Origin of the sequence: Sorangium sp. So ce1036 (genome assembly GCF_051369805.1) — a bacterium.
Lineage (GTDB): Bacteria > Myxococcota_A > Polyangia > Polyangiales > Polyangiaceae > Sorangium > Sorangium cellulosum_F.
Genome location: NZ_JBBMOX010000001.1, coordinates 2,506,565 through 2,519,021, shown reverse-complemented (window position 1 = coordinate 2,519,021; position 12,457 = coordinate 2,506,565). Strand labels below are relative to the sequence as shown.

Genomic DNA, 12,457 nt, shown 5'->3' with positions numbered 1-12,457 from the left:
ATCAGAACTTCGGCTCCGTGTGGGGGGCACTCTTGCCCGGTGCTTCGGGGGAATCGTTCGCGCTGCCGAGCGGCGCCGGCGGCCGCGTTTCGGGCGGCGTGGAGGTGGGCGCCTCGGATGCCGCCGGCGCGGGTTGCGCAGGCCGCGTCGCTTGCTCCTCCGATGGCGATCGCGTCACCTTCGGTGGTTGCGGCGGCGGGGCTACCCACTTCGCGGAGCGCGGCTCCGGCGCGGGCCGCGGCTCCGGCGCGGGCCGCGGCTCCGGCGCGCTTTCCACCGACACCGAGCGCGCGGGCCGCGCGGCGCGTGACGCCTCGGTCGATGCCGGGTGAGGCGAGGCGTTCAACGCCGGCACGCTCGCCGCGGGCGCATCGCTCCCCGCGGGCGCATTGCTCCCCACCGCGGGCGTACCGCTCACCGCGGGCGTACCGCTCACCGCGGGCGCATCGCTCACCACGGGCGCGACACTCGCCGCCGCCTTGCTGCTCGCCGCCGCCCCGCGCGCCCCCGGCGCCTCCGCCGGCCGCCTCGCTCCCCACATCGCCGCGGCCCCGATCCCCGCCACCAGCGCCAGCGCCGCCACCGCCGTCCCGACACGCCGCGCCTTCGCCGGCCTCGCCGCCGCCCCGTCCTTCTCCTCCGCCGCCTCGCTCCTCGGCCGGTTCGCCGACGGCAGCGCGCCCTTGTCGATCACCGCCGCCGCCGCCTCGTCCGCCGCCCACGGGCTCCGGCCAGCGCTCTTCTCGCCGCTTCGCTGCTCGCCCGCGCTCTTCCCGCCGCCTCGCTGCTCGCCGGCGCTCTTCTCCCCGCCCCGTCGCCCTGCGCCCTTCGGCGCCACCGCGTCCCGCAGCCGCGCCGCCTCGGTCGGCTTCCCCTCGTGGTCCACCCGCACACTCACGCTCGGCGCCCGCGGCGGCGGCCCTTGCCTCGTCCTCTCCCACGCCGCGTACTCCTGCCAGTACGCCTCCACCTCGTCCCGCAGCTCCGGCTCCACGTGCACCACCCCCGTGTGGAACGCCGGGTGCCCCAGGGGTGGGCTCGATCCGGGCACAGGGCTCGCCGGCGCGACCGCGCCCGCGCCCTCCTCGCGACCTCCGCGCTCGTCCCGGTCGTCGTCCTTCAGTGCCACTGCGTCGCCTCCCATCCGTGCCGCCGAGATCCGTGCCGCCGAGATCCGTGCCGCTGCGCGGTCACCGCGATCCATCGCCCCAGCGCGCCCGGTTTCTCACCGTTCTCACCGCGCTCCGCGGCGCGCCGTCCGCTCACAGCTCGTCCTCCCGCGGCGGCAGCTCGGTCACCCCGGCCGCGCGCATCAGCTTGCCCAGCCGCACGATCGCGCGGTCGTGAACGCGGTACGCGCCCGGGTGCGGGATCCGGAGCGCGCCGCCGACCTCGTTCAGCGGCCGCCCCTCCAGGTAGTGCATCGACAGCACCTCGGCCTCGCGCGGCGTCAGCCTGGCCAGGGTGCTCCGGAGCAGCGCGTGGGCCCGGTCGTGGCGCTCGCGCCGCGACAGCGCATCCTCCGCGGTCGCCGGCTTCGCCGCCCCGACGGCCGTCGCGAAGACGCTCGCCGCGAGGCCGTCGACGTGGTCCAGCAGCCGCTCCTCCGCCTTGCCGTCGATGTCGGTCATCACGTCGCCCTGCCGCCGCCTCCGGCCGACGAAGTCGTACCCGCCCTTCATGCAGAGCGCGAGCACCCGCTCCTGCTCCGCGGCCTCCCGGGCGTAGCCGTCGAGCATCGCGCCCCGGATGCGGTACCGCGCGAAGCGGGGAAAGCTGTCGCCGCGCGCCGGGTCGTAGACGCGCGCCGCCTCGACGAGCCCCGCGTGGCCGAGCGACACCAGCTCGTCGAACGAGAGGCGGAAGCGGAGCCTCGCGGCCAGCCCGCGCGCCACGCCGCTCACCTCGTCCACCGCCGACGCCACGAGCGCCTGCTGCGCCGGCGTGAGCCGGTCCCCGTCCCCGGGCTCAGCCATTCTCGCCGCCCCCCGCCTTGCGCCCCGGCTCCGCGCCGCCGTCCCGGGCCTGCACGCCGCTCCCGAGCGGCGCCGCCCGAGGCCGCGCGCGCTCCACGAGATCCCGCCCGACCTCGTCCTCGGTGAGCGCCTCGACGAGCAGCTCGCGCATGATCTCGAGCAGCTCCGGCCGCGCGACCCCGCGGTAGGGCGCGAGCGCCCGCTCGACGACCTCGTCGAGGAAGGGATCGGCCGCGCTGGGTTCGTCCTTCGCCATGTTCTCGCTCCTTGGCGCGCCGCTCCGCGCGCTCAGAAAATCGGCTTGCTGCCGAACGGCGGCTCGCCGCCCACCGCCCGCCGAGGTCGGGCCGGCTTGGCGGGCGCGGCGGCGCGCCCGCGCGAGGGCATCGGGTAGATGTCCTCGTCGTCCTCGTAGATGTCGCTCGACAGCCAGTCCCACGCGTGCGGCGCGGGCGCTCGCGCCGCCCCCGCGCCCGGACGCGCCCGGGTCGCCGGCGCGCTCGCCCGGGCCGGCGCCCCGGCGCCCCCGGCGCTCTCCCTGGCCGACGCCCCGGCGCTCTCCCTGGCCGGCGCCCCGGCGCTCTCCCTGGCCGGCGCCCCGGCGCTCTCCCTGGCCGGCGCCCCGGCGCCCCCGGCGCTCGCCGCGGTGCGGGGTGACGGCGCCGCCTCGGGCGCCTCGGCCTCGGCCTCTTCGGGCCCGGGCGCCGGCGCGGTCGCCTGCGCGGCGTGCGCGGGCGCGACGCCCGGCGGCGCCCCGGTCTCGCGGGTCTCGCGCGCGCCGGGGAGCGCCGGCTCCGCCCGCACCGTCGCGACGGCCGCGCTCGAGGCGTGGGGCGCGGACGCGGCCGCCGCGACCTCGCCGGCGGACGCCGCCGCCGCGGGACGCTCGCGGCGCGCGTGGATGTACAGCGCGGTCACGGCGCCGGAGATCGGGATCGCCAGCACCGCGGCGGCGAGACAGCGGCGCAGGAGCAGCGCGCGCCGGCGCCGGTCGGCGACGCGGTCCGTCGGCGGGAGGCCAGGCGCGGGCGGGACCGACCCCCGGTCTCCCGGCGACGATCGCACCGTGACGGGCCCGGGCGTCATGGCCAGCGGCCAGCCCGGTTCTGCCGCAGGCGCAGCGCTCGGCGGCGGATGCGACGGAGCGACCGAAGGCTGCGCCGGCCGCGCCCCCGTCGCCGCGCCCTCCTCGCACGCCTCGGCCTCGCCCGGATCGGCCGAAGCCGCCAGCCCGGCGAGGATCACCCGGGTCTCGGCGGGCATCGGCGCCGTGATGAGCCGCTCGGGCGAGCGTGGCCCGTGGTGCTCCCGCCGGGACCCCGGCTGCCCCGCGTCCTGCTCCGCCTGCTCCGCCTGCTCCACGGCGAGCCGGCCGGCACGCGCGTCCGAAACGTAGCGCTCCCGGAGCTCGCGGAGCGCGCTCGCCGCCGCGCCGGCGTGCCGGAAGCGCGCGGCCGGCTGCTTCGCCAGCCCGAGCTGGAACACCGGCCAGAAGTATGCCGGGATCGACGGCGTGACCTCGTGCAGCGGCGTCGGCGGCCAGAAGAGGTGCGCCGCCACGAGCTGTCCCTCGCTGGGGATCCCCGAGAGGCCCCGGCCCGTCGCGAACACGTAGCGCCCGGCCAGGAGCTCGTAGATCACCAGCATCAGCGAGTAGACGTCGCTCGCCGGCGTGCACGGGTCGCCGTAGCACTCCTCCGGCGCCATGTACGCCGTCGTGCCGAACCGCTGGCCCGGCCGGGTGCTCGGCAGGCCGTCGACCTGGATCTTCGCGATGTTCAGGTCGAGCAGCTTCACGTCGCCGTGCCGGTCGAGGAACACGTTCTCCGGCTTCACGTCCCGGTGGACGATCCCGAGGTCGTGCGCCGCCGCGAGGCCGTCGGCGATCTCGATCCCGAGGTGGAGCCCCCGCGCGACCGAGAGCGGCGACTCCACCTGGCAGATCCGGCGCAGCGACTGGCCCTCGAGCAGCTCCATGGCCATCCAGACCGTGCCGTCGGGCAGCGTATCGGCGCTGTGCACGGAGACGATGTTCTTGTGCCGCAGCCTGCACAGCGCGATGGCCTCCTTGCGGGCGCGCTCGCGCGCCTGCGCGGAGCTCGCGTAGCTCGGCAGCAGCAGCTTGAGCGCGACCCTCCGTTGCGTGAACTCGTGGACCGCCTCGTAGACGGCGCCGAGGCCGCCCGTGCCGAGCACCCGGACGAGCCTGTGGCCCGCGACGACGCTGCCCGGCGCATAGGGAGCCGGGGGCGCGGATCGCTGACTCCCATCGTCCGTGTCGCGGTTTTCGCCGTGACTCATCCCATCCACCACCGCATCAAGAGCGCGGCGACCATACCAAAGAACGCCGCCGTCGAACCGACGAGGAGCCATGTCATCGCCAGCTCGCGCGTGCGCGAGGCGAAAGCCCGCGCGCCCCGCGGCCGCTCCTCGGCCTCCGGGGGGAGCGATGCCCGGCGGATCGACCGATCCGGCGCCCGGACGACGACGCATTCCGCAACGACCGGCGGCGCGTCTGGGACGAGCGGTAATGGAGCCGTCTCCATGGGAATTGGCGCCGCATCGCGCCGCGGCCACGGAAGGGGCGAGCGCGGGGTAAAGCAAGCTGGAAGCGGCTCGGTGCCCAGCCGGGCCAGAGGAGGCTCACTGCGACCCACCGGCTCGGTGAGCACCGGCTCGGTGAGCACCGGCTCGGTGCCCAGCAGGGCCAGAGGAGGCTCGCTGCGGCCGACTGGCTCGGTGATCACCGGCTCCGTGGCCAGCCGGGCCAGAGGAGGCTCGCCGCGACCCACCGGCTCGGTGGCGCAATCGCCGGTGCGAACGCGCTCGTCCACCGGCACGGTCACGAGGTGGCGTTCGATCGAGCGACGGGCTGTCACGGCCATGTTCCTCCTCGGAGAGCGCGCAGACAGGACAGCGGCGGAAACACCGGGAGCCCGGGTGTCGGCCAGGCGGCGGCTGTCCTCCGCGCGTTCGGGCGGATCTATCGGCGTGGAGGCGTGGATTTCTCAAGAAACAGGTCGATCGCAGAAGCGATCCGGGCCCATGGCCGCGCTCTCCGCGCCCATGGCCGCGCTCTCCGCGCCCATGGCCGCGCTCTCGTGGCCCATGGCTGCGCTCTCCAAGCCCATGGCCGCGCTCCCCGCGCCCATGGCTGCGCTCTCCGCGCCCATGGCCGCGCTCCCCGAGCCCATGGCCGCGCTCCCGTGGCTCATGGTTGCGCTCTCCGGGCCCATGGCCGCGCTCTCCGCGCCCATGGCCGCGCTCTCGTGGCCCATGGCTGCGCTCTCCAAGCCCATGGCCGCGCTCTCCGAGCCCGTGGCTGCACGCTCGGAGGTCATCGCTGCATCCTCGGACAGCGTGCGTTGCGCTCTCAGGGAACCTCGCGCATCGCCGAGGAACGGTGGCGGCGCGGCGGCGGAGCTACGCCGGCACGCCGGGCTGGGGCTGGGGCTGCGGCGACGTCGCGGGGGCCTCTTCGGTGGGCTTCTCCGGCTTCGTGCGCCGTGGTGAGAAATAGCGGCCGAGCGAGATGGGGACGAGCCGCGGCACCGACGGATCGACCAGGTGGCCCGCATCGAAGAGGTCGATGATCATCTCCAGCAGGAGGAGGTTCATCCCATCCCAGGTATCGACCTCCGTCTGGTCGACGCTCGCGCTCGCCGTCACGGCCGCGGCGGCGTCGCCGGCCTTGCGGATCTCTCCCGCGAGCGCCTCGATCTCGTCGAGCTTCGCGGCGTCGAGGCGCGTCCCCTTCCGGCGCTGCTCGGCCGCGGCGGAGGTGTCGGCGAGCAGCTCCCGCCCCACCTTGACCAGCGCGGCGAGCGACGTCGCGAGCTTGCCGGCGTCCGGCGCGACGCCGTAGGCGCCGTCGATCTTCTTCAGCAGCCTGGGCTCGCCGCCGCTCAGGATCCGGAGCGCGGTCGTGAGCTGCTCCCGTATGCCCCGCCCCTTGCGCCGCGCCGCGTCCGCCGCGGCCTCGCGCGCCGCCTTGGCGCTCCCGGCCTTGGCCTTGCTCCCATCGCGCGCGGCCGCGAGCCGGCTGCCGTGGCGCGCCGCCCAGATCGCGACCCGCAGCAGATCGTCGGACAGCCCGAGCAAGGCGTCGCGCTGCGCCTCCGTCGCCTTCCGCAGGAACGCGTCCGCCTTGCCATAGAGACGCGCCGCGTCCCGGTCGATCCGCGAGGTCGCGACCGCTCGGCCCTCCCGGACGAGATCGGCCTTCTCGACGCCGCCCACATACGCGCGCACCTCCTCGACGGTCGCCTCGCCCCGGCGCTCGACGAGCTCATCCAGGCTGTAGATCGCGTCCTCTTCGTCCTCCCCTACCCGCTCGGACCGCGCCTCCTGGACTCTCGCCCTCGCGACCGTCGATTTCGCCTTCCGAGGTGCGGCCGTGGATGCCCCCTTGGCCGCTCCTCGGTTCCTTGATGTGGTGTTTGTCGCCATAGCATCCATGATGCTACGAAGGACGGCATCCCGAGCGCAACGACCTGGCCCAGCGCTGGCGCCCAGGTCGGTGCTCTGCCGCCGGCCCACGCCGCGCCGCGATCCCCGTCGACACGGTCGTGGCCATGGCGGCGGCGACGCCCTCGTCGGAGCTCGGTGAAGGCGTCTGCCGGGTGGGGTCGAGTTACAGCACAGGCGAGGCGGTCAGTGGCCGCCGCCGGTGCCCTTGATCTCGAGCTGAGGACGGGTGGGGTGCGGCCAGTCGAGGTGGAAGAACTTGCCGCGCGGCTGGTCCGTGCGCTCGTACGTGTGGGCGCCGAAGTAGTCGCGCTGCGCCTGCAGGAGGTTCGCCGGCAGGTGGGCCGCGCGGTAGCCGTCATAGTACGAGAGCGCCGACATGAACGCAGGGGCCCAGACGCCGTTCTGCGCGGCGATCGAGACCACCCTCCGCCAGTTGGCCTGTCCCCGCTTGATCTGATCGTTGAAGTACGGATCGAGCAGGAGGTTCGTGAGGCCAGGATTGCGCGTGTACGCCTCCGTGATCTTCTGGAGGAACCGGGCCCGGATGATGCAGCCGCCGCGCCAGATGCTCGCGATGGTGCCGAAATCGAGCTTCCAGTCGTACTCCGCCTGGGCCGCCGCCATGAGCTGGAAGCCCTGGGCGTAGGCGCAGATCTTCGAGCAGTACAGGGCGTCGCGGATGGCGTTGATCGTGCCCTGCCTGTCCTCGATCGGCGCGGGGGTCGGCCCGGCGAGGTGCTTCGACGCCTCGACGCGCTCGTCCTTGAGCGCCGACAGGCAGCGGGCGAACACCGCCTCGGCGATCGCGTTCGCGGGGATGCCCATGTCGAGCGCGTTGCTGCTCGTCCACTTGCCCGTGCCCTTCTGCCCGGCCGTGTCGAGGACGAAGTCGACGAACGGCCTGTCCTTCTGGACGGGATCCTTCTGCTGGAGGATGTCCGCCGTGATCTGGATGAGGTACGAGTCCAGATCCCCGCTGTTCCACTCGGAGAAGATGCGCGACATCTCGTCCTTCGACAGCCCGAGCAGCCCCTCGAGGAGCGTGTAAGCCTCGCAGATGAGCTGCATGTCGATGTACTCGATGCCGTTGTGGACCATCTTCACGTAGTGGCCCGCGCCGTTCGGCCCGATGTACGCCGTGCAGGGGACGCCGCCCTCGACCGGCTTGCCCGGGGCCGCGCCCTCGATGGGCTTGCCGGTCACGGGATCCACCTTCGCGGCGATCGCGCGCCAGATCGGCTCCAGGTGCTGCCAGGACGCGGGGTCGCCGCCCGGCATCAGCGAGGGGCCGAAGCGCGCGCCGACCTCGCCGCCCGAGACGCCCGAGCCGAAGAACTTGCACTTCGACGCGTACTCCTGCTCCCGCCGGATGGTGTCGGTCCAGAGCGAGTTGCCGAGATCGACCACGATGTCGTCCGGCTCGATCCCCGCCTCGAGGAGCTGCTTGACCACCATGTCCACCGGCGGACCGGCCTTGACCAGGATCACCGCCTTGCGGGGCTTCTTCAGGGCGCGGACGAAGTCCTTCAGCGTCTCGCAATAGACCAGGCCGCCCGGGGTGCTCGGGTTCCTCGCGACGAAGTCCTTGGCGACCTGCACCGTGCGGTTGTACACGGCCACCTTGAACCCGTGGTCGGCCATGTTGAGCGCGACGTTCTCGCCCATGACGGCCAGCCCGATCATGCCGATGTCGCAGCTGGATGTGGCATCATTCATCCCGGTTCTTCTCCTTCACACGTGGCTCATGCGCCGTCAGCCACCGCTGTCTTGTGCGGATCGGACGGCTCAGCAAGGCGTCGGCCCGCGCGTCGTCGATCTCTCTCTGTGGGTCGGCTGGCAGCCACGGCGGCGCATTCTTCGCAGGCCGGGGCCGCGGCGTCCAGTGCGGTCGCGAGCGGCCGCCGCGGCGCCGTGCCGCGCCGCGCCACGCGCGGCGGCCCCGCGGGCGTGGGGCCTCGGCGCGCGGCGCGGGCGCCCGCGTCCGGCGCGGTGGGCCCGCGTCCGGCGCGGTGGGCCCGCCCCGCGGGCGTGGGGCCGCGCTCACGGCGCGTGATGAGCTCGCGCCGGCGCGACCGGGCGGCCTCGCTCGCCGACGAGGTGCTCGCGAGCGCCCCGTACTCGCCTTCCACCAGCTCGCCATCCCGAGCGCCGCGTCGCTTAGGTTCGCCCGCGGCCGCCCTCGACGCCGCTCGCCTCGAAGCGCCTCACGCTTCGCGATGACGCGCCGGATCCGGCGAGCCGGCTGTCGCCGGGAAGATCGCGCGCCAGCCGAGCTGGTCCGCGAGCAGGGCGCCGAGCACGGGCCCCAGCGCGGGCACGAACGCCAGCATCGAGCCGAACAGGCTGTCGATCACCGCCCCCTTCGGCGCGCTCCGCACAGACGTCGCGCACCGTCACGAAGGTCGAGCAGCGCGTCGAGGGACCTTCCAGCGGGGGCGCGTGACGGAGACCTCCTCGGGATCTGGCCGCCTCGCGGAACCCGCCCATCGCAGGGACGATCCGTTATAGTATCAACAAAAAAAAACTTCACGCCAACACGCGACGCGGCGAGGAGCTTACGAGGAGAAGACGACCGATGATCACGAAGACCACGACGGCAGCGCTTGGGCTCGCAGGGTTCGGCCTGGTCACAGGCTGCACGGAGACGCTCGACTCGCAGCAGATCCGCACCGGAGGGATCTCTGCGACCCTGGAGGCGGTCGCCGAGAGCGCGTCGTCGACGAGCGTGACGGCCACCCTCAAGGCCGGCGGCGACGAGAGCAACACGTACATCATCCTGAGCGGAGGAGACCGGATCTCGGCGGAGGCGGACGGGGAGACGGTCGACATGTCGGCCGAGAGCTCCGGCGTCTACGTGGCCCGGTTCAAGACGGGCGCGGCAGATACCGAGTTCAAGGTGCTGCTGGATCGGGAGGACGACGACGACGCGCCGGGCAACACCGGGACGCTCCCGGCCCCGTTCGATCTCGAGGCGTTGCCGTCGGAGCCGGCCTCGCGCGGCGAGGACCTCACCGTCTCGTGGTCGCCGAGCGGGACCGGCGACGACATGCAGATTCGGGTGAACGGGAGCTGTATCTTCTCCCGGACGATCGACGTGGGGGGCGACCCGGGGACCTACACCATCAAGGCGGGGACGCTGGAGTCGACCCGCTCGGACGAGCCCGAGACGTGTGATGTGGACCTCGAGATCAGCCGCACGCGCTTCGGCGATACGGACCCAGGGCTGGACCCGGAGAGCTCGTTCGAGCTCAAGCAGGTCCGGAGGGACCGCTTCCCGTCCGCACCCTGAGCCTCCGGGGCGCGGCGGTGGTGCGGCTGCTGCGGGATCAGCCGAACAGCGCCGCGTAGTCGCCCTCGCGAAAGCCCACCAGCACCTTGTCCCCCTTCACGAGCACGGGGCGCTTGACGAGCTTCCCGTCCTCGGTGAGCCAGCGCGTGATCTCCTCGTCGCTCGCGGCGTCCACGCGGGCCTTGCCGAGCGCGCGGTAGCTCTGCCCGCTCGTGTTGAGCCACCGGCGCACGGAGAGCCCGCTCGCCGGGATCCACCGCGCGAGCTCGTCGGCCGTCGGCGGCTCGTCGACGATGGGACGCACGGCGACGTCGACGCCGTGGTCGCCGAGCCACTTGAGGGCCTTCTTGCAGGTGCCGCAGCCGGCGTAGGAGAGGATCTGGACCTTGCTCATGCCGGGGCTTCTGCCGCCTTCGCGAAGGGGAAGCAAGGGATGACGGAGCACTGGCCATGCCATCGCTCGTCGCTCGTCGCTCGTCGCTCGTCGCTCGTCTTCCGTCTTCCGTCTTCCGTCGTCCCTCCCCCGTCTTCCGTCGTCCCTCTTCCTCTTCGTGCGCGTGCGCGTGCGCGTGCGCGCTCATTCCGTGCACGTCTATCGTCCTCCGCTTCTGTGTCCATCCGCGTATTCATGATCGTGCGGGCGCTCAACACGACTGCTCGCGAGCACGTGGACGAACACGGAATGAGCGCGCACGCGCACGCGCACGAAGAGGCGGACGAAGACGGAAGACGGAAGACGGAAGACGGAAGACGGAAGACGGAAGACGGAAGACGGAAGACGGAAGACGGAAGATGGGGGACGGAAGATGGGGGACGGAGTGTGAGGCGGGACACGGACTGCATCAAAATGAATCCCGCCCGGTGCCGTGGAGCCCCGATCCCGCGCTACCGACGGATTCGGACTACCGGATCTCCTCGGTCGATGAAGCCTCCTCGCCTCCTCGACGCGGAAGAAATGCCGCTTCGCGGGACGAGCCCTCTGGTATACGTGCGCGCGGAAAGGAGCCGCCTCCGGCGGCGCAGCGCCTCGTGATCCGCCTCGATTCCATCAGCAAGCAGCACGGCAAGCAGATCCTCTTCCTCGAGGCCTCGGCGGCGGTGAACCGCGGCGAGAAGGTCGGCCTGGTAGGGCCCAACGGCTCGGGCAAGACCACGATCTTCCGGATGATCACCCGCGAGGAGGCCCCCGACGGCGGCCAGGTCGCCATCGACCGCGGCGTGACCATCGGGTACTTCAGCCAGGATGTCGGCGAGATGAAGGGCAAGAGCGCCGTCGCCGAGACGATGGACGGCGCCGGCCCGGTCTCCGTCGCGGCCGCCGAGCTCCGCGAGCTCGAGGCCGCGCTGGCCGATCCGGAGCGGATGGACGAGATGGAGAGCCTGATCGAGCGCTTCGGCCACGCGCAGGCGCGCTTCGAGGAGCTCGGCGGCTACGCGCTCGACGCCAGGGCGCGCGAGATCCTCGCCGGCCTCGGCTTCAGCCAGGCCATGATGGACGGCGACGTGGGCGCCCTCTCGGGCGGATGGAAGATGCGCGTCGCCCTCGCCCGCATCCTGCTCATGAGGCCCGACGCGCTCCTGCTCGACGAGCCGACCAACCACCTCGACATCGAGTCGATCATCTGGCTCGAAGGCTACCTCAAGCAGCATCAGGGGGCGCTCATCATGACCTCGCACGACCGCGAGTTCATGAACCGCATCGTGACCAAAATCATCGAGATCGACGGCGGCGAGCTCACCTCCTACTCCGGCAACTACGACTTCTACGAGCAGCAGCGCGCCATCCACGAGCAGCAGGCGGAGGCGCAGTACGAGCGCCAGCAGGCGATGCTCGCGAAGGAGATGCGCTTCATCGAGCGCTTCAAGGCGCAGGCCGCCAAGGCGGCGCAGGTCCAGTCGCGCGTGAAGAAGCTCGAGAAGATCGACAAGGTCGAGCCGCCAAAGCAGAGGAGGACCATCCGCTTCGAGTTCAAGCCGCCGCCGCGCTCGGGCGACGACGTGGCGCGGCTCGAGGGGGTCAAGAAGGCGTACGGCGGCCGCCCCGTCTACGACGGGCTCGACCTCCTCATCCGCCGCCGCGAGCGCTGGTGCGTGATGGGCGTGAACGGCGCCGGCAAATCCACCCTGCTCAAGCTCGTCGCGGGCGCGGCCGCGCCGGACGAGGGCAGCGTGACCGTCGGCGCGAGCGTGAAGCTCGGCTATTTCGCGCAGCACGCGATGGAGCTCCTCGACCCTTCGCGCTCGGTCTGGGAGTCCATCGTCGCGAGCTTCCCGCAGGCCTCCGTCGGCTCGCTCCGCACGCTCGCCGGCGCGTTCGGCTTCTCCGGCGACGACATCGACAAGCCCTGTCGCGTCCTCTCGGGCGGCGAGAAGGCGCGCCTCGTGCTCGCGATCATGCTCTACGATCCGCCGAACTTCCTCGTGCTGGACGAGCCGACCAACCACCTCGACATGGCCACCAAGGAGATGCTCGTCGAGGCGCTCTCCGCGTTCGAGGGCACCATGCTGTTCGTCTCCCACGATCGCCGCTTCCTCGCCGCGCTCTCCAACCGCGTCCTCGAGGTCCTGCCCGAGGGGCCGCGCGTCTACGGCGGCGGATACCTGGAGTACGTGGCCCAGAGCGGACACGAGGCGCCGGGGCTCAGGAGCTGAAGCGTCGGGCGCGCAGCACCCCAGGCGCCCGGCCGCGCGGCGCGAGCGCCGATCGAGCTCAACTTCCGTT

11 protein-coding genes and 2 pseudogenes are annotated in these 12,457 nt (G+C 72.9%); 2 read left to right on the top strand and 11 right to left on the bottom strand.

From position 1 onward, the window contains the following. Window position 1: 1 nt before the first annotated feature. The 9 genes and pseudogenes from WMF31_RS09640 to WMF31_RS09600 form a co-directional block, all read right to left on the bottom strand. The gene (locus WMF31_RS09640) at window positions 2–1,129 is read right to left on the bottom strand and encodes a hypothetical protein (protein ID WP_436601644.1); all 1,128 of its coding nucleotides are present in this window, start codon (window positions 1,127–1,129) and stop codon (window positions 2–4) included. Between the two features lie 133 nt (window positions 1,130–1,262). Next, complete coding sequence (locus tag WMF31_RS09635) at window positions 1,263–1,976, bottom strand: sigma-70 family RNA polymerase sigma factor (protein WP_436601643.1); 714 nt, start codon at window positions 1,974–1,976, stop codon at window positions 1,263–1,265. Then, a complete protein-coding gene (locus tag WMF31_RS09630; protein WP_436601642.1) occupies window positions 1,969–2,232 on the bottom strand; it encodes a hypothetical protein in 264 nt (87 codons plus the stop codon). Before WMF31_RS09630 ends, WMF31_RS09635 begins: the two co-directional genes overlap by 8 nt. Before the next feature lie 32 nt (window positions 2,233–2,264). Next, window positions 2,265–4,277, bottom strand: a complete 2,013-nt coding sequence (locus tag WMF31_RS09625; protein WP_436601641.1) for a serine/threonine-protein kinase — start codon at window positions 4,275–4,277, stop codon at window positions 2,265–2,267. Next, window positions 4,274–4,861 (bottom strand): hypothetical protein, encoded by a 588-nt coding sequence (locus WMF31_RS09620; RefSeq protein ID WP_436601640.1) that lies wholly within the window; start codon window positions 4,859–4,861, stop codon window positions 4,274–4,276. Before WMF31_RS09620 ends, WMF31_RS09625 begins: the two co-directional genes overlap by 4 nt. A gap of 123 nt (window positions 4,862–4,984) precedes the next feature. Then, a complete protein-coding gene (locus WMF31_RS09615; RefSeq protein ID WP_436601639.1) occupies window positions 4,985–5,317 on the bottom strand; it encodes a hypothetical protein in 333 nt (110 codons plus the stop codon). An 82-nt stretch (window positions 5,318–5,399) separates the two neighbouring features. Next, entirely contained in the window at window positions 5,400–6,425 is a 1,026-nt protein-coding gene (locus WMF31_RS09610; protein WP_436601638.1) for a hypothetical protein, read from the bottom strand. 204 nt (window positions 6,426–6,629) lie between these two features. After that, window positions 6,630–8,162 carry an NADP-dependent phosphogluconate dehydrogenase gene (gene gndA / locus WMF31_RS09605; RefSeq protein WP_436601637.1) on the bottom strand — a complete coding sequence of 511 codons (1,533 nt, stop codon included), beginning with the start codon at window positions 8,160–8,162 and terminating at the stop codon, window positions 6,630–6,632. Window positions 8,163–8,698: 536 nt separating this feature from the next. Continuing rightward, window positions 8,699–8,852 (bottom strand): annotated as a pseudogene (locus WMF31_RS09600) (CmlA/FloR family chloramphenicol efflux MFS transporter); the annotation flags it as partial. 169 nt (window positions 8,853–9,021) lie between these two features. On the opposite strand from WMF31_RS09600, the gene WMF31_RS09595 reads away from it, so the two are divergent. Next, complete coding sequence (locus WMF31_RS09595; protein WP_436601636.1) at window positions 9,022–9,735, top strand: hypothetical protein; 714 nt, start codon at window positions 9,022–9,024, stop codon at window positions 9,733–9,735. A 37-nt stretch (window positions 9,736–9,772) separates the two neighbouring features. On the opposite strand, the gene WMF31_RS09590 is transcribed toward WMF31_RS09595, so the two are convergent. Both WMF31_RS09590 and WMF31_RS09585 read right to left on the bottom strand, forming a co-directional pair. Further along, on the bottom strand, window positions 9,773–10,129 hold the full coding sequence (locus WMF31_RS09590; protein WP_436601635.1) for an arsenate reductase family protein: 357 nt from the start codon (window positions 10,127–10,129) through the stop codon (window positions 9,773–9,775). Window positions 10,130–10,408: 279 nt separating this feature from the next. Further along, a pseudogene (locus tag WMF31_RS09585) lies at window positions 10,409–10,549 on the bottom strand (hypothetical protein); the annotation flags it as partial. 215 nt (window positions 10,550–10,764) lie between these two features. Between WMF31_RS09585 and WMF31_RS09580 the strand changes: the two are divergent. Next, a complete protein-coding gene (locus tag WMF31_RS09580) occupies window positions 10,765–12,387 on the top strand; it encodes an ABC-F family ATP-binding cassette domain-containing protein (RefSeq protein WP_436601634.1) in 1,623 nt (540 codons plus the stop codon). Window positions 12,388–12,457: the final 70 nt, after the last annotated feature.